General features: G+C 30.7%; 21 protein-coding genes. 11 read left to right on the plus strand and 10 right to left on the minus strand.

Translation table 11 applies throughout. The annotated features are described in order from the left end of the window. The first annotated feature begins 72 nt into the window (after nucleotides 1-72). Together AJ882_RS00395 and AJ882_RS00400 are read left to right on the plus strand one after the other, a co-directional pair. Entirely contained in the window at nucleotides 73-1,320 is a 1,248-nt protein-coding gene (locus AJ882_RS00395) for a Cj0814 family flagellar-dependent secreted protein (RefSeq protein WP_011049784.1), read from the plus strand. A gap of 93 nt (nucleotides 1,321-1,413) precedes the next feature. Further along, nucleotides 1,414-2,184 (plus strand): transporter substrate-binding domain-containing protein, encoded by a 771-nt coding sequence (locus tag AJ882_RS00400; protein ID WP_002859503.1) that lies wholly within the window; start codon nucleotides 1,414-1,416, stop codon nucleotides 2,182-2,184. Nucleotides 2,185-2,199: 15 nt separating this feature from the next. Here the strand turns inward: AJ882_RS00400 and fliP are convergent, their stop codons facing one another. Continuing rightward, complete coding sequence (gene fliP / locus AJ882_RS00405) at nucleotides 2,200-2,934, minus strand: flagellar type III secretion system pore protein FliP (RefSeq protein ID WP_002852529.1); 735 nt, start codon at nucleotides 2,932-2,934, stop codon at nucleotides 2,200-2,202. A gap of 143 nt (nucleotides 2,935-3,077) precedes the next feature. Here fliP and glmU point away from each other — a divergent pair, with 143 nt between their 5' ends. The 7 genes from glmU to truA are packed head-to-tail and all read left to right on the plus strand — an operon-like array spanning nucleotide 3,078 to nucleotide 9,324. Next, the gene (glmU, locus tag AJ882_RS00410) at nucleotides 3,078-4,367 is read left to right on the plus strand and encodes a bifunctional UDP-N-acetylglucosamine diphosphorylase/glucosamine-1-phosphate N-acetyltransferase GlmU (protein ID WP_011049785.1); all 1,290 of its coding nucleotides are present in this window, start codon (nucleotides 3,078-3,080) and stop codon (nucleotides 4,365-4,367) included. Further along, entirely contained in the window at nucleotides 4,364-5,518 is a 1,155-nt protein-coding gene (gene coaBC / locus AJ882_RS00415; RefSeq protein WP_002907964.1) for a bifunctional phosphopantothenoylcysteine decarboxylase/phosphopantothenate--cysteine ligase CoaBC, read from the plus strand. The genes glmU and coaBC overlap by 4 nt, the downstream gene beginning before the upstream one ends. Continuing rightward, entirely contained in the window at nucleotides 5,515-6,132 is a 618-nt protein-coding gene (locus tag AJ882_RS00420) for a hypothetical protein (RefSeq protein WP_002888613.1), read from the plus strand. Before coaBC ends, AJ882_RS00420 begins: the two co-directional genes overlap by 4 nt. A gap of 3 nt (nucleotides 6,133-6,135) precedes the next feature. Continuing rightward, the gene (gene uppS / locus AJ882_RS00425) at nucleotides 6,136-6,804 is read left to right on the plus strand and encodes a polyprenyl diphosphate synthase (RefSeq protein ID WP_002852565.1); all 669 of its coding nucleotides are present in this window, start codon (nucleotides 6,136-6,138) and stop codon (nucleotides 6,802-6,804) included. Continuing rightward, entirely contained in the window at nucleotides 6,801-7,577 is a 777-nt protein-coding gene (locus AJ882_RS00430; protein ID WP_002859509.1) for a prepilin peptidase, read from the plus strand. The genes uppS and AJ882_RS00430 overlap by 4 nt, the downstream gene beginning before the upstream one ends. Next, complete coding sequence (locus AJ882_RS00435) at nucleotides 7,577-8,602, plus strand: LptF/LptG family permease (RefSeq protein ID WP_002856798.1); 1,026 nt, start codon at nucleotides 7,577-7,579, stop codon at nucleotides 8,600-8,602. The genes AJ882_RS00430 and AJ882_RS00435 overlap by 1 nt, the downstream gene beginning before the upstream one ends. After that, entirely contained in the window at nucleotides 8,599-9,324 is a 726-nt protein-coding gene (gene truA / locus AJ882_RS00440) for a tRNA pseudouridine(38-40) synthase TruA (RefSeq protein WP_074471096.1), read from the plus strand. Before AJ882_RS00435 ends, truA begins: the two co-directional genes overlap by 4 nt. Here the strand turns inward: truA and ilvA are convergent. Together ilvA and AJ882_RS00450 are read right to left on the minus strand one after the other, a co-directional pair. Further along, complete coding sequence (gene ilvA / locus AJ882_RS00445; RefSeq protein ID WP_002866959.1) at nucleotides 9,321-10,532, minus strand: threonine ammonia-lyase; 1,212 nt, start codon at nucleotides 10,530-10,532, stop codon at nucleotides 9,321-9,323. The genes truA and ilvA overlap by 4 nt on opposite strands. Further along, complete coding sequence (locus tag AJ882_RS00450) at nucleotides 10,532-10,945, minus strand: CoA-binding protein (RefSeq protein WP_002867490.1); 414 nt, start codon at nucleotides 10,943-10,945, stop codon at nucleotides 10,532-10,534. The genes ilvA and AJ882_RS00450 overlap by 1 nt, the downstream gene beginning before the upstream one ends. Nucleotides 10,946-11,063: 118 nt before the next feature. On the opposite strand from AJ882_RS00450, the gene AJ882_RS00455 reads away from it, so the two are divergent. Then, on the plus strand, nucleotides 11,064-11,480 hold the full coding sequence (locus AJ882_RS00455) for a membrane protein (protein ID WP_002856751.1): 417 nt from the start codon (nucleotides 11,064-11,066) through the stop codon (nucleotides 11,478-11,480). Here AJ882_RS00455 and trmA read toward each other — a convergent pair. Genes trmA through AJ882_RS00480 form a run of 5 tightly spaced genes read right to left on the minus strand, consistent with a single transcriptional unit; the run spans nucleotide 11,467 to nucleotide 18,857 of the window. Beyond that, nucleotides 11,467-12,540: a tRNA (uridine(54)-C5)-methyltransferase TrmA gene (trmA, locus tag AJ882_RS00460; RefSeq protein WP_002874176.1), complete on the minus strand. Its 1,074-nt coding sequence runs from the start codon at nucleotides 12,538-12,540 to the stop codon at nucleotides 11,467-11,469. The genes AJ882_RS00455 and trmA overlap by 14 nt on opposite strands. Continuing rightward, on the minus strand, nucleotides 12,537-14,270 hold the full coding sequence (locus AJ882_RS00465; protein ID WP_011049787.1) for a Na+/H+ antiporter NhaC family protein: 1,734 nt from the start codon (nucleotides 14,268-14,270) through the stop codon (nucleotides 12,537-12,539). Before AJ882_RS00465 ends, trmA begins: the two co-directional genes overlap by 4 nt. After that, a complete protein-coding gene (locus AJ882_RS00470; RefSeq protein WP_002860500.1) occupies nucleotides 14,267-15,016 on the minus strand; it encodes an SDR family NAD(P)-dependent oxidoreductase in 750 nt (249 codons plus the stop codon). The genes AJ882_RS00465 and AJ882_RS00470 overlap by 4 nt, the downstream gene beginning before the upstream one ends. Continuing rightward, entirely contained in the window at nucleotides 15,013-16,251 is a 1,239-nt protein-coding gene (locus AJ882_RS00475) for an ankyrin repeat domain-containing protein (protein WP_011049788.1), read from the minus strand. Before AJ882_RS00475 ends, AJ882_RS00470 begins: the two co-directional genes overlap by 4 nt. Nucleotides 16,252-16,310: 59 nt before the next feature. Further along, entirely contained in the window at nucleotides 16,311-18,857 is a 2,547-nt protein-coding gene (locus tag AJ882_RS00480; protein ID WP_002888633.1) for a bifunctional aconitate hydratase 2/2-methylisocitrate dehydratase, read from the minus strand. A gap of 54 nt (nucleotides 18,858-18,911) precedes the next feature. Between AJ882_RS00480 and AJ882_RS00485 the strand changes: the two genes are divergently transcribed. Then, nucleotides 18,912-19,364, plus strand: a complete 453-nt coding sequence (locus tag AJ882_RS00485) for a methylated-DNA--[protein]-cysteine S-methyltransferase (RefSeq protein ID WP_011049789.1) — start codon at nucleotides 18,912-18,914, stop codon at nucleotides 19,362-19,364. Here the strand turns inward: AJ882_RS00485 and AJ882_RS00490 are convergent. After that, nucleotides 19,356-20,297, minus strand: a complete 942-nt coding sequence (locus AJ882_RS00490; protein WP_014517243.1) for a hypothetical protein — start codon at nucleotides 20,295-20,297, stop codon at nucleotides 19,356-19,358. The two genes, AJ882_RS00485 and AJ882_RS00490, sit on opposite strands and share 9 nt — an antisense overlap. 3 nt (nucleotides 20,298-20,300) lie before the next feature. Beyond that, nucleotides 20,301-22,187: a methionine--tRNA ligase gene (gene metG / locus AJ882_RS00495; RefSeq protein ID WP_011049791.1), complete on the minus strand. Its 1,887-nt coding sequence runs from the start codon at nucleotides 22,185-22,187 to the stop codon at nucleotides 20,301-20,303. Nucleotides 22,188-22,189 lie beyond the last annotated feature (2 nt).

Raw genomic sequence — 22,189 nt, forward strand, 5'->3', positions numbered from 1 at the left:
GGAACAGATTTTGCTTATATTATTTTAATATATTTAGATTGAAGGCAGAAAAATCTAAATCAAGGAATTAATATGAGTATCTTTAGCATCAATGATAACTCAAACTATGGTTCTATACTTTCACAAGCAAAAGCTAATAAAGAAAGTAAAGAAAATTCTAAAATAAGTTTTACTAATGCTTTTTTAAAACAAAATGCTAGTAAATTAAATGAAATTCAAAATGCAAATTCACAAACTCTAGCAAGAAGTGAAGTATTAAATTCTACTAATACAACAAATACCAGCAATAATACTAATTTTAGTATAAGTAGTAAGACAAGTTCTCCTAACTATGATATATCAAGTGAATTTAAAAACTCTATTTATACTCTAAAATATAAACAAACAGATTTAAGCACTGATACAGCCTATGGTTATAGTGTAGATAAAGATGGTTATATGGGAAGTGATTTTAACAAAGCCGCAGGATTACCTGAAGATTTTAAGATACATAAATCTACTTTGGATGAGATAGAGAGATTTAATCAACATAATATGGCTAGTGAAACCAGTGGAAACTATTATGATAGTTTTGATATGGCTTCTATTGTTAAATCCTATTATAATAGCTTTAATCAAGTAATAAGTGCATTTCCAAATGATAAAACAAGTTTTAGCGAAGCTGATTTAGAGCAATTACCAAAAGGACTAAATGATGGTTGCAATGAAAACAAAGAATATATTGTAACACATATATTTAACGCAGAACAATTTCACGAAGCACAAGCGATTAAGTATTCTACTATGAATTTGGGTATGAACCTTATGAAACTTGACTTTTCTCCACAAAGCATGGAGCAAGGACCTTCAAATGAAGGTGAATTTAATCCTGATATGTCAGTTTATCCACAAAATGAAGATGGAAGTTATTCTAAAGAAGCTTTATTTATGAGTTTTTTAAAGTCTTATTCGCCTATTCCATCTCCAAATCAAGTTGTTTTTAGTCCTGAAGCAAAAGTTTTAGAAGCAAAATTTGAGCAAGAAATGAAAGCAAATCCTTCTTTCGATGTTTCACTAGATGACATTATGACAGGCAAAGTTGATTTTGCAAGTTTGTTAAAAGGTTATGCACAAGATGGCTGGCTTGATGCAGATATATATGCAATGGAAAAAGGAGTTGCTTGGCAAAATACAAGTATAGGCTATGGTGGAGCTTGGTTTGATAATCAGTTTAATCAAGCAAAGGCTAATGGCTGGAAAGCAAGCAGTGAAAGTATAAATTCTTATGTTGGTTCTATAATGGATAGATTAAATAATCTTATAGGACAAACTAGGGTTTAGAAGTTTTAATTTTTTAAGTTTGAAATAAATTGCTAATAACAAAATAAGATAAAATTAGTATAATTTTTTTACAAAAAATTTTGAAAGGAAATTATGAAAAAAATTATTTTGATTTTTATCTCTTTTTTTGCTTTAAATTTGAGTGCAAAAGATTTGGTTGTAGGAATGGAGCTTGGATATCCGCCTTTTGAAATGAGCGATAAAACAGGCAAAGCAAGTGGAATTAGCGTGGATTTTTTAGAAGCTTTTGCAAAGAAAAACGGCTATAAACTTGTAGTAAAAAATATCGCTTGGGATGGTTTAATACCTGCTTTAAAAACAGCCAAGATAGATCTTATTATGTCCTCTATGACAATTACCGATGAGAGAAAGAAAGTGGTGGATTTTAGCATTCCTTATGCTAAGGCAAATTTGGCTATTTTAACTCCTTTGAACTCTGATATTACAAATATCAAAGATTTAGATAAAAAGGGCAAAGTTTTGGCTTTAAAGCGTGGTTCTACAGGGCATTTATATGCGGTTAAAAATTTAAAAAATGCAACTATTAATTTATTTGATAAAGAAAATGCTGCTATTTTGGAAGTGATTCAAGGCAAGGCTGATGGATTTTTTTATGATCAACTTACGATTTATCGGACTTGGCAAAAACATCAAGATACAACCAGAGCCATTTTAGCGCCTTTTCAAGAAAATCCTGAGTTTTGGGGTATAGCAGTACAAAAAGGCAATGCAGAACTTAAAAAAGAGCTTGATGAATTTATTGCAGAAAGCAAAAAAGATGGGCTTTTTGATTCTTTAGGAGAGAAATATCTTAAAGATGTTAAAGATACTTTTAAAAAGAATAATTTAGAATTCTTTTTCTAAGAAGGATTTTCCTTCTTAGGTTACAAAGCTTTCCACAAGCCTTTGCACTAGCAAATTCCATCCATCCACTAATACAAAAATTAAGAGTTTAAAAGGTAAAGAGATCATAGTAGGAGGTAGCATCATCATACCCATAGCCATTAAAACTGAGCTTACAACCATATCTATGACTAAAAAGGGTAGGTAGATTAAAAACCCTATTTCAAAAGCGGTTTTAAGCTCTGAAATCATAAAAGCAGGAACTAAAACCGTAAGGGGAACATCATCTATGGTTTTGGGATTGGGTAGATTGCGTATGCGATAAAAAAGGGCTAAATCTTTTTCTCGAGTATTTTTAAGCATAAAATCTTTAAAAGGCTTTGCTCCTTTTATAAAAGCCTCTTCATAGCCTATTTTTTCTGCTAAATAAGGTTTTATACCTTCATTATAGGATTTTGTAGCTACAGGTTCCATGATAAAAAAAGTTAAAATTAAAGCCAAGGTTACTAAAATAGTGTTAGGTGGCATACTTTGCGTCCCCATAGCTTGTCGCAAAAATGAAAATACCACAATAAGACGCAAGAAAGAAGTCATAACAAAAACTATACTTGGAGCGAGCGCAAGTATGGTTAAAACAATCACTATATTTAAAGTAGTAACAAGCTGATTAGGTGTATTGGGTGCACTTAAGCTTAAATTTACTGTAGGGATAGTTGCCTCAGCAGCAAATAAGCTCATGCTTAAAAGTAAAAATAATAATATTTTTTTCAAAATTTAAAAACCTTTTTTTTGTTTTTTATTAAAGAAATTTAAATTTTATCTTTTGATGACTAAAAACTAGTTTAAGGGTATTAGGATTTTAACTTTAAACTGCTAAAATAGTCTTTTAGACTTCTTAATAACAAAGGTAAAAAATGAAAACTTCTATTTTGATTTTAGCGGCAGGATTAGGCACTAGAATGAAATCACAAAAGCCAAAGGTTTTGCAAGAGCTTTGTCAAAAAAGTATGATTTTACACATTTTAAAAAAGGCTTTTGCTTTAAGTGATGATGTAAGTGTAGTTTTATCGCATCAAAAAGAACGCGTTGAAAAAGAAATTTTAGAATATTTTCCAAAAACACAAATTTTAGAGCAAGACTTGCAAAATTATCCAGGAACTGCGGGAGCTTTAAGGGGGTTTGAGCCTAAAAATGAAAGAGTGTTGATTCTTTGTGGCGATATGCCTTTGGTTGAGCAAACAAGTTTGGAAGCTTTGTTGAGTAATAATGCAAAATTAAATCTAGCAGTTTTTAAAGCAAGAGATCCTAAAAGTTATGGCAGAGTGGTGATAAAAAACGATAGCGTTGAAAAAATTGTTGAATTTAAAGATGCAAATACACAAGAAAAAGAGATAAATACTTGCAATGCTGGGGTTTATGTGATTGACTCTAGGCTTTTAAAAGAGCTTTTACCTTTGATTGATAACAATAATGCGGCAAAAGAGTATTATTTAACCGACATTGTAAAACTAGCAAAAGAAAAAGATGTGATGATTAAAGCGGTTTTTGTAGATGAAGATGAATTTATGGGGATTAATGATAAATTTGAACTCAGTATAGCTGAAAATTTCATGCAAGAAAAAATTAAAAAATACTGGATGCAACAGGGTGTGATTTTTCATTTACCGCAAAGCACTTTTATAGGTGCAGATGTTGAATTTGTAGGTGAATGTGAAGTATATGAAAATGTAAGGATAGAGGGCAAAAGTAAGATTATAAACTCTATCATTAAAAGTTCAAGCGTGATAGAAAATTCCATCGTAGAAAATAGCGATGTAGGGCCTTTGGCACATTTGCGTCCAAATTGTGAGTTAAAAAACACTCATATAGGAAATTTTGTAGAATGCAAAAATGCAAAGTTAAATACCGTAAAAGCAGGGCATTTGAGCTATTTAGGAGATTGTGAGATAGATAGTGGAACCAATATAGGCTGTGGGACTATCACTTGTAATTATGATGGGGTAAAAAAGTATAAAACCATCATAGGAAAAAATGTTTTTGTAGGTTCGGATACGCAATTTATCGCACCTGTAAAAATCGAAGATGAAGTGATCATAGCAGCAGGAAGCACAGTAAGTGTCAATGTAGAAAAGGGTGCTTTGTTTATCAATAGAGCAGGGCATAAAATGATAAAAGATTATTATTATAAGAAATTTCAAAAATGAAAACCATACTTTTAGCCATTAGCGGTAGTATAGCTTTTTATAAATCTTATGAGCTTATTTCTTTGTTTAAAAAAGAAGGCTTTAGGGTAAAAGTTTTGCTTTCTAATGGTTTGTTAAAATTTGCTAGCAAAATGAGTTTTGAAGCCTTGGTTGATGAAGTTTTATGTGAGGAAAATGAAAGTTGGCAAAATTCAAACAATCACATAGCTTTTAGCAAGGATGTAGACCTTGTTTTGTTTGCCCCTGCAAGTGTTAATTCTATCAATAAACTTGCTTTTGGTATAGCGGATAATCTTTTTATCCAAACCTTAATCGCAGCAAATAAACCTCTTATCATAGCTCCTGCGGCAAATACAAATATGTTTCATCATTTTAGCACGCGAAATTCTTTAAAGATACTTAAAGAAAATAAAGCTTTGATTATAGAGCCTATTTGTAAAGTTTTAGCTTGTAAAGATGAAGGCGTAGGAGCCTTAGCTGAAGTTAAGGATATTTTTAATATCACCAAAAGAGAGCTTTTAAAAGAAAAGTTTTGGTGCGATAAAAGTGTAGTTATCACAGGTGGCGGCACAAAAGAAAAGATCGATGATGTGCGTTGTGTGAGTAATTTTTCAAGTGGAAAAATGGCAAAGGCCATAGCTGACGCTTTTTATTTTTTAGGAGCTAGGGTAAAACTTTTAAGCTCTGTGGAATTTGATACGCCTTATGAGCTTTGCAAATTTGAAAGTTCTAAGGATCTAAAGGAGCTTTTGGATAAAAATTTAAATCATGACTTTTTGATTATGACGGCTGCGGTGAGTGATTTTATCCCTCAAAGTGTAAAAGGGAAAATTAAAAAAAATGAGCATTTGCAGGGTTTAAATTTGCATCTATCTTTAAATGAAGATTTGCTTAAAACTTGCAAATTTCAAGGCAAAAAGATAGGTTTTAAGATGGAATTTGATTCTCAAAATGCCTTAGAAAATGCGAAAAAATCTTTAAAAGATAAGCAACTTGATATGGTTTGTCTTAATATCATTGATCAAAAAAATTATTTTGGAAGCGATCAAAATGAGCTTTATTTTATCACTTTAAACAATGAAAATAAAAGCACTTTGCAAAGCAAAGAAAAATTGGCATTTGAATTAGTAAAATGGTGTGAAAAATTATGAGTATGATTAATTCTACCTTACCTATACAAATGAAAGTTTTAGCTAAATCAGGTTATGGACATTATACGCTTTTATTAAATCATAAAAAGATTCAAACCAAAAGCATGATAGAGCTTGAAATTGGTGCTGAATATTTAGCTGAACTTTATATGCAAAATGGTGGAGTTATACAATTTAAACATCTTTCAAAGCGTCCTAATTTTAAACCTTTTGAAGAGGGATTGGCTTTGATAATCGCTATGTTAGAGGATAAAATTTCTTATAAAAAATTCATTATACAAAATCTTTTAGATTGTAAAGATATAGAGCGTTATCAGATATTAAAAGAAATGCTTTTTGCAAGTTTTGAAAATATTTATCATATTCCTTTTAACTTTGAAAATAAATCTTGCTTGTTTCAAATGCGTAAAAGAGCAAAATATTTAGAAATTTACTTATATTTTAGTGTTTTTGGAGCTTTAAAAATTTTAATAGACTCGCAAGGCATTAGTGTTTTTACACCTTTTGCCAAGGTGCAAAAATTTTTAAACGAACATTTAGATTTTAATGTATCGCAAGAAAACAAGATTGAACCTTTGTTTGTTTTCAAAAGGCTTTTTGATTTTAAAGGATGAAAAATGAATGAATTAAAACATCTTGCTGTTGTTATGGATGGCAATAGGCGCTGGGCTAGAGCTAAGGGTTTTTTGGCAAAGCTTGGATATTCCCAAGGAGTCAAAACTATGCAAAAATTGATGGAAGTTTGCATGGAAGAAAATATTTCAAATTTAAGCCTTTTTGCTTTTAGTACGGAAAATTGGAAGCGTCCTAAAGATGAAATTGATTTTATCTTTGAACTTTTAGATCGTTGTTTAGATGAAGCTTTAGAAAAATTTGAAAAAAATAATGTGCGTTTAAGAGCTATAGGTGATTTATCGCGCTTGGAAGATAAAGTAAGAGAAAAAATTACCTTAGTTGAAGAAAAAACAAAGCATTGTGACGCACTTTGTGTTAATTTGGCTATAAGTTATGGTGCAAGAGATGAGATTATAAGAGCTGCTAAGCGTGTGATTGAAAAAAAACTTGAGCTAAATGAAGAAAATTTAACGCAAAATTTAGATTTACCTTTAGATGTGGATTTGATGCTTCGCGTTGGAAACGCTAAAAGACTTTCAAATTTCTTACTTTGGCAGTGTTCATATGCTGAAATTTATTTTAGTGAAACTTTATTTCCATCTCTTACCAAGAGAGAATTTAAAAGGATTATTAAAGAATTTAGAAATAGAGAAAGAACTTTTGGAAAATGATATTTTTCATAATAATTCTAGGGGCTTGTTTGGGTTCTTTTTGCACAAGTTTGGCAAGTAGGATAATTGAAAAAAAGCCCTTTTTTATCTCGCGCTCTTTTTGTTTTTCTTGTGATACAAAATTAAAATACTATGAAATTATTCCTATTTTTTCTTATATTTTTTTAAAGGCAAAATGTCAAACTTGTAAATGTCATTTGCCTATTTCTTTGTTAATCAATGAAATTTTAGGCGCAATTTTGCTTATTTTGGTTTATTCTTTAAGTCAAAATTTTTATGATTTTTTATTTTTATCTCTATTTTTATTTAATCTTTTCTTACTTTCTTTAATTGATATTAAACTCAAAGCCGTACCACAAATTTTACTTTGGAGTGCTTTTTTATTTGCTTTTTTTTACGCCTTTAGGGAGAGTGAAATTTTACATTTTTTGATTTTTAAAGAGTTTAGTGGAGGTTTTTTACTAAATGCTTTTAGTTTTGGAGGATTTGTTTTTTTATTAAAAAGTTTGGTTTTTTTTCTAATGAATTTCCAAAAAAAAGATGAAATTTTAGAAAATTTGGGTGATGCTGATATTATTATTATGTCTTGTATAGGTGGAATTTTAGGTTTTGAGTATGGATTTTTAGTATTATTTATAGCTTCTATTTTGACTTTGCCTTTTTTTATTTTTTTTAGAATTAAAGCAATAAAAGAGCAAGAACTTGCTATGATACCCTTTTTAAATATCGCTTTTGTGGCAGTTTTATTTTATAAAAACTTAGGATTATTCTAATGAAGCTTAGTTTAAGATATGTTTTAAATCAATTTTTAAGTACGAATTTGTCTATATTTTTCGTACTTTTTGCTATTGTATCTATGGTGTTTTTTATTCAACTTGCAAAACTTACTTCAAGCATAGAGATTAGTTTTTTGGATCTTTTAAAGCTTTATGGGTTTATGTTGCCTAGAATTTTAATTTTTACCTTGCCTATATCTTTTTTTATTTCTTTAACTTTGGCTTTGTTTAGGCTTTCTAAGGAAAATGAAAGCATAGTACTTTTTACTTTGGGATTTTCACCAATGATTTTGGCAAAATTTTTCCTTAAAATTGCAAGCTTGATTAGTGCTTTTATGCTTGTTGTGGCTTTGGTAATGATACCTATAGTATTTGAACTTCAGGATAACTTTGTAAACTATAAAAGCACTCAAGTGAAATTTAACTACAAAACAGGAGAATTTGGACAAAAATTTTTAGACTGGATGATTTTTATAGAAAAACAAGATAGTGATAAGTATGAAAACATAATTATGTATCGCCCTAAACATAAAGCAGATGATAAAGAACAACTTATCATAGCCAAAGAAGCGCATGTGCAAAGAAAAGATGATAGCTTTGCTTTTAGCTTGAATCAAGGCAAAATGTATAATTTTGAGCAAGGTCAAAGTATTTTTAGTGGAGAATTTGACACTTTAGTAGTAAATACTCAGTTTAATACAGACAATCTTCAAACAAAGAAATTTTATGAATACTGGAATGATTTAAACGAAAATCCACAAAGAGCAAGAGAATTTGTGATTTATACAACTATAGCCTTGTTTCCACTTGCTAGTACGCTTTTTGCGCTTTGTTTTGGTTTGGTTACTTATCGTTATGAAAAAGGCTATGTGTATTTAGGTATGTTTGGAGTGATTGCTATATATTTTGGACTTTTAAGTTCTTTTTCTCAACCTCCAATTTTGGCTTGCCTTGGAATTTTTTCTTTAAGTTTATTTGTTTCGGCTTATTGTTTTAAGAAAATGATTTTGAGTCGTTATTGATGAAAATAAAAATTATATTTTCTTATGATGGCACTGCTTTTTTAGGTTCTGCTACTCAGCCTCATAAAAAAGGTGTTCAAGATGCTTTAAGTGGGGCCTTATCGCATTTGGGTATTTTTTCACCTCTTTTGATGGCTTCTCGTACAGATAAAGGAGTACATGCAAGCTATGCTGTAGCTAGTGTGGAGTGTGGAGATTATTTTACAAATTTAGAATATCTTCAAAAACAGCTTAATAAATTTTCCCATCCTTTTATCCATATCAAAAAAATTGAAAAAGTAAAAGATGATTTTGAAGTAAGATTTGATGTAAAAAGTAGAGAATACCGCTATATATTTTCTCACTCTTCTTATAGTCCTTTTATGGCTTCTTATGTGCATTTTTATCCTAAATTTGACTTAGATAAGGCTAACGAGCTTTTGGGTTTTTTTGTGGGAAAAAAGGATTTAAAGTTTTTTTGCAAAAGTGGAGGAGATAATAAAACGACTTTAAGAGAAATTTTTATTGCTAGAGCTTATGCTTATAAAGATTTTAGCATTTTTCATTTTAAAGCTAATGGTTTTTTAAGAGGGCAAATTAGATTAAGTGTAGCAAGTGTTTTAAAGGTTTTAGAAGGAAAAATGAGTGAAAAAGAACTCAAAGAACAGATTGAGGCCAAAAAGCAATACAATCACTTTTTAGCACCGCCAAATGGGCTTTATTTAAGCCGTATATGTTATTAAAAACTTTCATAGAAATTAAAGGCCTTTTGGGTTAAAATTTTTCTTATTTCTTCTTGATGTTCTTTACCTTTGGTTTCTAGGGTAATTGAAATCATCGCATCGCCATAATCAAGCTTGGTGGAAAATCTATCATAGTCGATTTTTACTATATTTGCATTGGCTATTTTTAAGCTGTCTGTAAGGTGTAATAATGCCCCAGGTTTATCTACTAAAGTAACATGAATTTGCATTTTTCTGTAGGATTTAAATAAACCTTTTTCTATGATGATATTTAGCATTTGTGCATCGATATTGCCTCCGCTTAAAACTACGCCAATTTTTTTATGATTTTGTGTATTTATTTTTTGATGAAGTAGGGTGGCTACACTCGCAGCTCCTGCGCCTTCAACTATGATTTTATGTTTTTCAAGTAAAAACAATACCGCATTAGCGATTTCTTCATCATCAACTTGGATAAAATCATCTACGCATTCTAAAATAATATTAAAATTAATAGGATTTGCATCACGCACAGCAATACCATCGGCTATAGTGCGTACGCTTTTTGCATTTTTGATTTTTTTGGCATGAAAACTTTCATACATTGCAGGAGCTCCTTTGGCTCCAACTCCGATGATTTTAATGTTTGGATTGATTTGTTTAGCTGCACTTGCGATACCACTTATAAGTCCTCCACCTCCAACAGGTGCGATAATCATATCAAGATCGCTTATTTCATCAAGCATTTCAAGCATCAAAGTTCCTTGTCCTGCCATTACAAATTCATCTTCAAAAGGATGGATAAAACTAAGATTATTTTCTTTAGCATAAGAGGTTGCAAAGACATAAGCTTCATCAAAATTGTCTCCTTTGAGTATCACCTCTGCTCCTAAGGCTTTTGTAGCAGAAACTTTTAAGAGCGGAGTGGATTCTGGCATTACAATAACTGCTTTAATGCCAAATTTTTTTGCACTAATGGCCACGCCTTGAGCATGGTTTCCTGCACTTGCCGCAATGACTCCGTGTTGTTTTTGTTCAGCGCTAAGATTGGCTATTTTATTATAAGCTCCACGAATTTTATAAGCACCTGTAATTTGTAAATTTTCATTTTTAAGATAAATCTCACTTTGACAAATATCACTTAAAAAAGAAGAGTATATGAAAGGAGTTTTGTTTACAAACCCTGAAATTTGTTGTTTTGCTTTGTAAATTTTATTAAGCTCTAACACTATTTTTCCTTTGTTTTAAAATACGGATATTCTAGCATAATGCAACGATTTTGTATAAAATTTATATCTAATTTTTTACATTCTTCTTTGGCTGTTTCATTACTAATACCAAGTTGAAGGCATAGGTTTTTAATATTTTTTTCAACAAGCTTAGGAAGAATTTCTAGTGCCACTTCGCCTTTTCTAAAAAGTATAAGTGTATCGATTTTTTCTTCTATTTGATCTAAATTTCTATAAACTTTTTCATTTAAAATAAACTCTTCTTTAGGATAAATAGGAAAAATTTTATAATTTTTTCTTTGTAAAAATTCTGCTACCCTATAAGAAGCTTTTGTCTTATCTGGACTTAAAGCAAATATGGCAATATTTTTACTTGTATTTATAATATAAGAGATAGTTTCTTTTTCATTCATTGTTAACCTTTGTTTTGGTATTTTATCTTAAATGATTAAAAAATTAACTAAAGTGAATTTAAAAAATGAAAAAAGTGTTATAATATAGCAAATTCCGAAGTTTAATAAGGAGGGAAAAATGGAAGAATTTTATCCATATACTTTAACAATCCATCTTCTTTGTGCTATTTTGTTTATAGGTTATTTGTTTGTTGATGTATTTGTTTTGGGTGTAGTTAAAAAGAAAAATCCTAATTTTGACAAAAGTCTTTTTAGTGCTACTGGGGTTAAAATAATGCCTTTTGTGGTTCTTTTGCTTTTTTTAAGCGGAGGTGCTTTGGCAGGTTTTCATTTTAAACCTTTAAATTTACTTTTTGCTGTAAAAATTATTTTGGCTTTTGGAATTTTATCTTTAGTTGTTTTTTCTTTATTTTGTCATTTTATATTAAAGAAGAAAAATCCACTCGGTGCTTTTATCCACCCTTTTGTATTTGTGCTTTGTATTGCAATAGTAATACTGGCTAAATTAATGAATTATTTTTTTATACCTTGCTAAGAAATACTCCGCATTCAAGATGTGGAGTATTGACAAATTGATCAAACAGAGCAAACTCTTCCACTCTATGTGTTAGGCTTAATTCTTTTAAATTTTCTTTTAAAGTGATAGGATTGCAAGAAATATAAATAATATTTTCATATTTTTTTATTAAGTCAATTACGCTTTTATCAAGTCCTGCACGGGGTGGATCAACTAAAACATGAGAGAAATTAAAATCATCTAATCGAATATCTTTTAAACGAAAAAATTCTCTTTCTTTTTTGATAGCAAGACTTAATTCTTCGCTTGAAAGTCTTGCAAAGTGGATATTTGTTGTATTGTTAAGCTCGCAATTTTTTAAAGCAAAATTAATATTGCTTTTTGAAATTTCAGTGGCTAAAACTTTAAAAAAGAATGGTGCTAAAGCTAAAGTAAAATTTCCATATCCACAGTAAAGCTCAAGTAAATCCATTCTTTTTTGAGTGTTTAAAATTTCACACACCCAAGTAATCATTTTTTCATTTATAGTAGTGTTAGGTTGAATAAAACAATCGTTGTTAAATTCATAAAATATTTTTCTACCTTGAATATTTAAAGTTTGTCTTAGATTTTCTGTTTTAAAAATAAGCTTTTTGCCTTTACTTCTTGCTATAAGGTTGATATGAAGAATATTGCTTAAATTTTCTAAATTTGACTTTATATCTTCTATATTTTTATGATAGAGTAAAGTTACGCTAAGTTCTTGCTTTGTGGTTAAAAACTCCACGCCAAAAAGTTTTTCTTTTAATTTATTATCTTGACGCAAGTATTCTAGAAGTTTTGGCATAAAAGTACAAATTTTTTCATCAGCAAAATCTAAATATTTTATAATGTACTTTTTTTTGTTTTTTGGATCAAACATCGCATAAAAAAGCGTATCGTTTTCATGATAAAATGAAAGTTCAGCTCTTGTACGATAATGCTTATCTTTTGAAGCAAAAAGTTTAAAATCCTTTGTATAAAATTCTTTAAAATATTTTTTTATGAAAGAATGTTTTTCATCTAAAGTAAGAAAATTTCCAAAATTTTCAAGACTCATGGAACTTTCTTTCCGATGAGTCTTAGTAAAAGTGCAATAAGTATGAAATTTAAAGGCAAGACAAACCAAACGCTAAGTCCTAAAGATACAGGAATATATCCAGCGATTAAAGAAATGCCACAGATAAATAAAGCATAAGGAATTTGTGTTCTTACATGCTCCATATGATCGCATTTTGCACTCATAGATGAAAGGATTACATTATCTGAAATTGGTGAGCAATGGTTTCCAAAAATCGCACCTGTTAAAACGCAGCTTATATTAATAACCATATAATGATGCATAGCATTTGCATCCATACCATTGATTTTGGCGATTTCATGAGCTAAAGGCACAGCCAAAGGCATTAAAATCCCCATAGTTCCATAGCTTGTTCCTATGGCAAAAGAAATGGCTGAAGCAAAAGCAAAAATAGTAGCAGGCAAAATAAACTCAGGCAATTTATCTGCAAGCAAACTAGTGATAAATAAAGAAGTTCCTAGATCTTTTACTATACTTGAAAGCGACCAAGCAAATAAAAGCAATACTATGGTAAAAATCATGGTTTTCCAGCCATATATCCAAGTTTCTACCGCTTCTTTAAGATTGAAAATTTTACGACGCACCCCGATAAAAATCGCTACAATAGCAGCAAACAAAGCAGCTTGGAATAACACCACAGAAGAATCAGCATTTCCAAAAGCAGCCCTAAAAGTTTCAAAAGACAAAGGATTGGCACTTGCTTTTGCAAGTTCTTCGCCTTCTAAAGTGCTAAGTCCATTAAAATAAAATCCTAATATAGCTAAAATGATTAAAGTAAAAATAGGAACAATAGCATCAAAAGCACGAATTTTAATACCTTCTTTTGGTGCTAAAAACTGATCTTCTAATTCAGTAGTATCTAGTGTGCCTGATTTAGGTAGAGGAGCAATTTGTCCTGTGGTTCTTGCACGCACTTCAGCCTTGTACATAGAACCAAACTCACGCCTCATGATTGCAGTCATGACTACAAAAAAAAGCATGAAGATATTATAAAAACGATAAGGTATGGTTTCAACAAAAATTCCAAAAGCACTAATATTGCTAATGCCTATGTGTTCATAAGCGGTTTTAATTAAAGAAACTTCTAAGCCTATCCAAGTAGAAATTACAGCTATTCCTGCCACAGGAGCTGCGGTAGAGTCGATAATAAAGGCAAATTTTTCACGAGAAATTTTAAATTTATCTGCCAAAGGACGCATAATTGGACCTACGATTAGTAAATTAGCATAGTCATCAAAAAATATTAAAAGCCCTAAAAACCAAGTGTTAACTTGAGCTGATACAGCTGATTTGGCTCTTTTGGCAAATTTTAATGCTACAGCTTTTGCACCTCCCATTTTTGTGATAAGTGCCACAAGACCACCTATACAAAGAATTTGTAAAATGATTCCTGCATTTACTGGATCTGAAGTTGAACCTAAGATATAGGAAATAATTTTTGAAAAAGATTCTACTGTAGTATTGTAATAATTTACAAAAGTTAAATGTTGTGCTTTAAAAATATTTGCAGAAAGGCTAAGTAGAAAAGTTCCACTTAAAACTCCAGTAAAGAGCGATAAAATAACATCTTTTGTGATAAAGGCTAAAGCAATAGCAACTAAAGGTGGTATAAGCGTAAAAGCTCCAAATAAATTAGCATTTGCAGCTGCTTCTGAGGAGTTTGCAAATGCAACTAAAGGTAAAAACAATGAAACTAAAAATTTATTCATTCATCTCTTTCTATATAAAATCCATTCCAAGTTTGTGTTACCGGCATAAGCTCGATTTCATTAACATTAATATGGCTTGGTAGGTTAATGATAGACATTACCACTTTGGCAATATCATTAGCACTGATAAATTGCGTATTTTCATACACTGCATCAGCTTTTTGGATATCTCCTTTAAAACGCACTTCACTAAATTCAGTTTTGCAAAGTCCTGGAGCAATGTTTGTTACTTTGATATTGCTTCCTCTAAGATCATTTCTTAAGGCCAATGAAAATTGTCCTACAAAGGCTTTGGTTCCACAATACACATTGCCTCCAAAATAAGGATTGCGTCCCGCAACCGAACCTAAGTTAAAAATATAAGCATTTTTTTGTTTGCGAAGTATAGGAATAACAGCTTTTGCAACATATAAAAATCCTTTGATGTTTGTATCTACCATAGTGTTAATATCTTCAAGGTTTAATTTATCAAATTCATCTACTCCTAAAGCCAAGCCTGCATTATTAAAAAGCACATCAATTTCTTGAAATTCTTTAGGTAAATTTTCAATAGCTTCAAAGATTTCTTTTTGATTTCTTACATCTATGCAAAGGGTGTAAATCTTATCTTTGTAAGCATTTTTTAGCTCTTCTAGACGCTCTTTGCGTCTAGCAAGGGCGATTACTTTGTAGCCTTCTTGTATAAAAGCTTCAACGCAAGCTCTACCAAAACCTGAACTAGCTCCTGTAATAAATGCGGTTTTCATTCTAAACTACCTCCGTAAAATAGATTTTCGTTTGCTTTTAAACCCAAGCTTTTTAGATAATCAGCATTTTCTTTTTTACCTGCTGCTAGCGCAAAGTCAAGTGCATTAAAACCAAGATCATCAACAGCGTTAAAATTTGCTCCTTTTGAAATAAGAAGTTTTAAAATTTCAACATTTCCATAGGCTGCAGCATGCATTAAAACATTTTTTGAAGTGTGCTCTAGAGCGCAAAATGTAATAAAATAAGGCGTATTTGAACCTATGTTCGCACTTAATGCTAATTTTTCATTGTTATTAATATATTTTTGATTAACATTTGCTCCATTATCAAGAAGTAGTTTTATGATATCAAGACGATTAAACTCTATGGCATAAAAAAGCGGGGTTTTACCAAAGGCATTGGCTTGATTAACATTTGCTCCATTTTGGATTAAAAAGTTTGTATTTTCATAATTTTCCAATGCGTAAAAAATAGCACTTTCATAACCTTCGTCAATCCTAGCACCAAAACGAATCAAAAGTTCTAAAATTTCTTTTTCTCTTTGATTTAGAAGCGCTGCTTGCAAGGCTATAGTAAGATCATCTTGGCTTGGATTATTTGAAAAAATAAAATCTTGTATATAAGATACCGAATAATTTTTATTTGACATGATTTTTGCTAAAGGATTAATGTCTTTGTAAATTTTTGTTTCACCAACAGCCCAATTTAAAAATTCGTTTAAGGCATTGCTAGTATAGTAAATATTACTACCTTTATCAAAATTAAAATTACTTTCAAAATACTTTTCTAAAGGTTCTATAGCGTTATTGTATTCTTTCCAAAAAGCTTTGTAAAGTCTAAAATTTCCTATACTTTGATATGCCCAATATCTAAAATAAGATTTTAAAATATCATATTTTTTTTCTAAATTTTCGGGTGTATCTAAAGTTTTTTGATAAGCGATGGGATCGATAGCTATTTTTAATAATAAAAAATCAAATTGTTGTAATTTTGGCAAATAAGCCACACCATTACAAGAGCTATTGCTTCCGCGAATTTCATTGGAAATTGCATAGAGTTTTTTTGTAAAATCTTGATTTTTTAAAGATTCTTTACAGCTTGAAGCTATATTTAAATAATCTAAATTTGAACTTTCATTTAGCAATGTTTTATTATTTTTAATGTTGTCGCAGTTAATGGCATCACTAGCCATTAAACTTGCAAAACAACAAAAGGAAGCGAATAATAACTTCAATATTTTTCCTTTGAAAATTTTAATTTTGTTATTTAATCCAAATAAGTATTAAATTTGAATTAATTTTCAAGTTTGAAATTTTCAATCTCATTAAAATTTAAATATCTATAGATATTTGCCTTATGCTCATCACTTAGTTTTTCGCTAACAATTTGTAAGTATTCTTCCTTGCTTGGAATTTTACCCAAAATCGCACAAACTGCCGCAAGTTCTGCACTGCCTAAATATACTTTAGCACCCATTCCCATACGGTTGTCAAAATTTCTTGTAGAAGTTGAGAAAACTACAGCTCCATCATTTACTCTAGCTTGATTACCCATACACAAAGAACAACCAGGAACTTCTATTCTAGCACCTGCTGCGCCAAAGATGCTGTAATAACCTTCATTAATAAGTTGTGCTTTATCCATTTTTGTTGGAGGCACTACCCAAAGTCTGGTTTTAAGTATGCCTTTATCTTTTAAAATTTCTCCCAAAGCTCTATAATGTCCTATGTTTGTCATACAAGAACCTACAAAAACTTCATCTATATTTTTTGGACGCTTATTATCGGCTAAAATTTCGCTTAAGGTTGCCACATCATCAGGGTCATTTGGACAAGCTAGGATTGGCTCTTTAATGTCATTAAGATTAATATCTATAATATAAGCGTATTTTGCATCTTTATCTGCTCTTAAAAGAGTAGGGTTTTTAAGCCATTCTCTCATTTTTTCAGCCCTTCTAGCAAGGGTAGCTTTATTCTCATATCCTGCTTCTATCATAGCTTCAATTAAAGAAATATTGGATTTGATATATTCGCTTACACTTTCTATGCTTAAATCTACACTACAAGCAGCTGCAGATCTTTCAGCACTTGCATCACTAAGTTCAAAAGCTTGTTCGACTTTTAAGTTTGGCAAGCCTTCTATTTCTAAAATTTTTCCTGCAAAAATATTTTTCTTATTTTTCTTTTCAACGGTAAGTTGTCCTTGTTTGATTGCATAATAAGGTATAGCATTAACCAAATCTCTTAGGGTAACTCCGGCTTGCAATTCTCCACTAAAACGTACTAAAACACTTTCAGGGACATTTAAAGGCATAGAACCAGTAACTGCAGCAAAAGCTACAAGTCCGCTTCCTGCAGGGAAAGAAATTCCTATAGGAAAGCGTGTGTGAGAATCCCCACCCGTTCCTACGGTATCTGGCAATACAAAACGATTAAGCCAAGAGTGGATAACTCCATCACCTGGTTTTAAACTTACCCCACCACGACTTGTCATGAAATTGGGCAAGGTTTTATGTAAATTTGAATCGCTTACTTTTGGATACGCAGCTGTATGGCAAAAGCTTTGCATAACAAAGTCTGCATTAAAACCTAGGCTTGCAAGTTCTTTAATTTCATCTCTAGTCATAGGACCTGTGGTATCTTGAGAGCCTACGGTTAAAGTTATAGGTTCTATATACATACCTGGACGCACACCTTCAACTCCACAGGCACGACCTAGCATTTTTTGAGCCAAGGTATAACCACCGCTTGAAGATTTAGGTTGTTCAGGTTTGGTAAAGATATTTTCGCTTTCCATTCCTAAAAATTCTCTAGCCTTAGTACAAAGCCCACGACCTATGATAAGTGGGATTCTTCCTCCTGCTCTAACTTCATCTAAGAGAGTGTTTGGACTGAGTGTAAATTCTGCGATTGCAGAGCCATTTTTTATGATTTTTCCATCATAAGGATGAATTTCAAACTCATCGCCCATTTCTAAGTTTGTTACATCACAGATGATAGGTAAAGCCCCGCTATCTTGAGCAGTGTTAAAGAAAATCGGTGCTATGGTTGAACCCATTACTATACCACCGCTGTGCTTGTTTGGCACACCTTCTATTTCTTTTCCTAAGTGCCATTGTATGGAATTTATTGCCGATTTTCTACTTGAACCTGTTCCTACAACATCACCTACATAAACCACTTCGCGACCGCTTTTTTTAAGCTCTTTGATTTTTTCTAAGGATCCTGTTTGTCTTACCTTTAGCATGGCATTTGCATGTAAAGGAATATCGCTTCTTGTAAAAGCATCTCCTGCAGGGCTTAGATCATCGGTATTTGTTTCCCCTGCTACTTTAAAAACTATACATTTAATCACTTGTGGTAGTTTTTCTTTTTTATTAAACCAGTCCGCATTTGCCCAGCTTTGTAAAACTTCCTTAGCGTGTGGATTGTTTTTGCTAAGTTCAGCTATGGTATGGAAATTATCATGTACAAAAATAATATTTTTCAACACTTCTGCAGCATCTTTGGCTATGTTTTCATCTTTTAAGGCATCGATTAAAACTTTAACATTATATCCGCCTAGCATAGTTCCAAGCATTCTTAAGGCTCTTTTTTTGTCTATATTTGGAGCACTGATTTTGCCTTTAAGTATGGAATCTAAAAATTCACATTTTACTAAAGCTGCATCATCAACACCAGGATTTACTCTATTTTCTAAAAGATTTGCAAGCTCTTCATTATTTTCATTTTCAAGTAATTTACAAAGTTCTCTAGTTTGATTTGCATTTAAAGGAAGGGGTGGTATACCCAAAGCGGCTCTTTCTTCAACAAGTTTATTGTATTCTTGTATAAAAGACATTTTCTACTCCTTAAATATTTTTTATTATAATTGTAGCTCTTTGAAGGATAAAAAATGTTTAAAGTTTATTATAAAATGCCTTTATGTTACCTATCTTTACATAGTGATGGAAAATTTTTAACTAGAGTCGATTTTTGTGATAATAAAAGATCAGAAAAAAAATGTAGTTTGCTTGACTTAGCAAAATATGAACTTGATTTATATTTTACTCATAAGCTTAGAAAATTTAGCATTCCTGTTTTGATACAAGGTACGGATTTTGAATCAAAGGTTTATAAGGCTTTAATGGAAATTCCTTATGGCAAAATAGCTACTTATAAAGATATAGCAGAAAAAATTAATTATCCAAAAGCTTTTAGAGCTGTTGGAAATGCAAATTCTAAAAATCAAATTCCTATTTTTATACCTTGTCATAGAGTTATTGCAAGCAATGGTATAGGAGGATATAATGGAGGGCTTGAAATAAAAAGATTTTTGCTTGAAAATGAAGGAGTGAATTTAAAATAAGCTTGGGGTTTGATTTTCTTTGTTTTCAAATTCTTGTTCAAAAATATCATAATTTTCAAGAATTAAACAATATTTAAAATTTTTTAATTTTCTTAAATCTGAAAGCTGATTATAGGAAAAATCGCAAAATAAAGAATTTTTAGAAGCAATTTTAAAGTCTTTTATGTTTTTAAATTTTTCTTTCCAGAATTCAAAGGTATTTTGGTTGTTGCTTACAATAAACGCTTGAGAGCTTGAACCAAAAGGAGTGATTTCAAATTTATCATCAATAAAATAAATTTTAAAATCATCAATCTTATTAAAGTCAAATATTATTTTTTGATTTTTTTCTTTTAAAAAAGAAATAATTTTTGCAAAACTATTTGCGTAAAAAAAAGGCAAATTAAGATTTTTAAAATATAAATTTTCACAAATCAAAGTTGTAAAAAAGAAGCTAGATCGCGATAATAAGGTAAAATTAGCATCTTTTAGACTATGAGAATAGGCACAAAGTTTATTTAAGTAATTTTCTTCACAGTAGCAAAAAATTTCACCCTTTTTTGCTTTGATTAGTTTTTCAAAATCAGCAAAAATATTTCCTTTTAAAATGTTAAAATAAAAAGCCTTGCAAAGACTTAGTTCGTAAGATTTAAAAAGCAAAAATTCACATTCTTTATCTTCACAAAAAAAGCGTAAAAATCTTACAAGAGCTTGTTCTAGATTTTCTACTCTAAAGTAAAAAATATCTTTATCTTCAATAGTAATGTCATTTTCTGTAATTATAGCATAAGCACCTTTTTTTACAGCTTGGGTAATTTCTTTTTTATCGTTATTAAAGAATGCAAAGCCTGCTTTAAGTTCGTTTAAATTTATGGCAAAACCTTCCGCGCTTAAAACGCTACCTTCATGAATGAGTATCGCGTTTAAAAGTTCGCCTAAATTGCTAATTTGCATATTTTAACCCACTAAAGAACCGTTTTGTACAAGTTGTTCAGGGGTGATTAAAACAAGCTTATCTCCGCTTTTTGCAGAAAGTATCATACCATCGCTTTCATGTCCAAAAATTTTAGCTTTTTTAAGATTGCTTATAATGCAAACTTGTTTACCGATTAAATCACTGGCTTTATAGTGTTTTGCTATGCCTGAGAGTACTTGACGGATTTCTTTATCGTCAAGTTCGAGTTGAAATTTCAAAAGTTTTTCGCTTCCTTTTATATTTTGACAATCAAGCACCTTAGCAACTTTGATTTCAATTTTTGCAAAATCATCGATTTTTATTTTAGGACTTTCTTCTTTTTTAGGTTCTTCTTTAATTTCTTGTTTTAAAAGAGCTTTTTCTACTTTTGGAAATAAAGCTTCGCAAGGATTTGCTTTAAAATCTAAAAGTTTATTATCAAGTATCATTTTTGCATAATTTGTAGATGAAATTTCAAAATTTAAAGCTAAGGCCACCTTTTGACAAGACTTTGGTAGAGTAGGGCTTAATAAAAGGCTTGTTTTGGCTAAAATATTTGCACAAAGTGCTACTAAAGCATTAGCTTGTTCGTGTTTGTTTTCTTTGATTAAATTCCAAGGTTCGTATTTACTAATGGCTAAATTTGCCACACTTAAGGCTTTAAAAAGTTCTTCTAAATAACGATTACACTGTAAGTTTTCTAAAAATTCTACCGCTAAATTTAAGTGTTCTTTTGCTTGATTTAGTTCGGCATTGTAAAATTTTAAAACACCTTCTTTTGAAATATTTCCTTGAGAATATTTTGTACTCATACCTATAATGCGATTAAGTAAATTTCCAAATTCATTGCTAAGCTCTGCATTGATACGATTTATCAGCATATTTTCGCTAAAATCCCCATCATTACCAAAAGGTACTTCTCTAAGCAAGAAATATCTAAAAGCTTCGCTTCCATAAGCATCAACCACTTCTTTAGGTTTTACAACATTGCCTTTAGATTTGCTCATTTTTTCACCTTCTTTAGTCCACCAGCCATGTGCACCTATAAATTTTGGCAAAGGTAAATCTACGCTCATTAAAAAAGCTGGCCAATAAATGGCATGAAAACGCAAGATATCTTTTCCTACTAAATGCACATGCGCAGGCCAAAATTTAGTATTTTCTCCCTTGCTTTGAAAATCAAGTGAGCTTACATAGATAAAAAGTGCATCAAGCCATACATAAACAATATGTTTATCATCATTAATTTCTTGAGGCAGTTTAATCCCCCAATCAAAACTTGTTCTTGTAATGGAAAGATCTTTAAGGCCGTTTTGGACAAAATTTATAAGTTCGTTTTTTTTGTTTTTTGGCAAGATGGGATCTTTTTCTTCATACCATTGTAAAATTTTATCTTGATATTTTGAAAGTTTGAAAAAATAGCTTTCTTCTTTTAAAATTCTAGTTTGTTTGCCACAATCTGGACAAGAACAATCATTGATAAGCTGACTTTGAGTAAAAAAGCTTTCACAAGAAATACAATAGTGTCCTTCGTATTCATCTTTATAAATATCACCTTTTTGCCACATTTTTAAAAACATAGCTTTAACAAATTCAATATGCCTTGTATCAGTTGTTCTTGCGTAAATATCATAGGTGATTTCAAATTCATCCCATAATTTTTTAAATTCAAAACTGATTTTATCAGCGTATTCTTGAGGAGTGGAATTTCTTAGTTTGGCAGCTTCTTCGATTTTTTGTCCATGCTCATCTGTTCCTGTTAGAAATCTTGTTTCATGTCCTTGCAAACGATAAAATCTTGCTAAAGTATCGGCTATGATGGTAGTATAAGCATGACCTAAATGAGGCACATCATTTACATAATAAATTGGTGTTGTAATATAACGCATTT

It is taken from the genome of Campylobacter sp. BCW_6461, assembly GCF_001762735.1.
Classification (GTDB): Bacteria; Campylobacterota; Campylobacteria; order Campylobacterales; family Campylobacteraceae; genus Campylobacter_D; species Campylobacter_D jejuni.

Excerpts from the sequence above, each read along its gene's own strand:
- AJ882_RS00395 (WP_011049784.1), top strand. The coding sequence starts at position 73 with ATGAGTATCTTTAGCATCAATGATAACTCAAACTATGGTTCTATACTT.
- AJ882_RS00400 (WP_002859503.1), top strand. The coding sequence starts at position 1,414 with ATGAAAAAAATTATTTTGATTTTTATCTCTTTTTTTGCTTTAAATTTG.
- glmU (WP_011049785.1), top strand. The coding sequence starts at position 3,078 with ATGAAAACTTCTATTTTGATTTTAGCGGCAGGATTAGGCACTAGAATG.
- coaBC (WP_002907964.1), top strand. The coding sequence starts at position 4,364 with ATGAAAACCATACTTTTAGCCATTAGCGGTAGTATAGCTTTTTATAAA.
- AJ882_RS00420 (WP_002888613.1), top strand. The coding sequence starts at position 5,515 with ATGAGTATGATTAATTCTACCTTACCTATACAAATGAAAGTTTTAGCT.
- uppS (WP_002852565.1), top strand. The coding sequence starts at position 6,136 with ATGAATGAATTAAAACATCTTGCTGTTGTTATGGATGGCAATAGGCGC.
- AJ882_RS00430 (WP_002859509.1), top strand. The coding sequence starts at position 6,801 with ATGATATTTTTCATAATAATTCTAGGGGCTTGTTTGGGTTCTTTTTGC.
- AJ882_RS00435 (WP_002856798.1), top strand. The coding sequence starts at position 7,577 with ATGAAGCTTAGTTTAAGATATGTTTTAAATCAATTTTTAAGTACGAAT.
- AJ882_RS00450 (WP_002867490.1), bottom strand. The coding sequence starts at position 10,945 with ATGAATGAAAAAGAAACTATCTCTTATATTATAAATACAAGTAAAAAT.
- AJ882_RS00455 (WP_002856751.1), top strand. The coding sequence starts at position 11,064 with ATGGAAGAATTTTATCCATATACTTTAACAATCCATCTTCTTTGTGCT.
- trmA (WP_002874176.1), bottom strand. The coding sequence starts at position 12,540 with ATGAGTCTTGAAAATTTTGGAAATTTTCTTACTTTAGATGAAAAACAT.
- AJ882_RS00465 (WP_011049787.1), bottom strand. The coding sequence starts at position 14,270 with ATGAATAAATTTTTAGTTTCATTGTTTTTACCTTTAGTTGCATTTGCA.
- AJ882_RS00470 (WP_002860500.1), bottom strand. The coding sequence starts at position 15,016 with ATGAAAACCGCATTTATTACAGGAGCTAGTTCAGGTTTTGGTAGAGCT.
- AJ882_RS00480 (WP_002888633.1), bottom strand. The coding sequence starts at position 18,857 with ATGTCTTTTATACAAGAATACAATAAACTTGTTGAAGAAAGAGCCGCT.
- AJ882_RS00485 (WP_011049789.1), top strand. The coding sequence starts at position 18,912 with ATGTTTAAAGTTTATTATAAAATGCCTTTATGTTACCTATCTTTACAT.
- AJ882_RS00490 (WP_014517243.1), bottom strand. The coding sequence starts at position 20,297 with ATGCAAATTAGCAATTTAGGCGAACTTTTAAACGCGATACTCATTCAT.
- metG (WP_011049791.1), bottom strand. The coding sequence starts at position 22,187 with ATGCGTTATATTACAACACCAATTTATTATGTAAATGATGTGCCTCAT.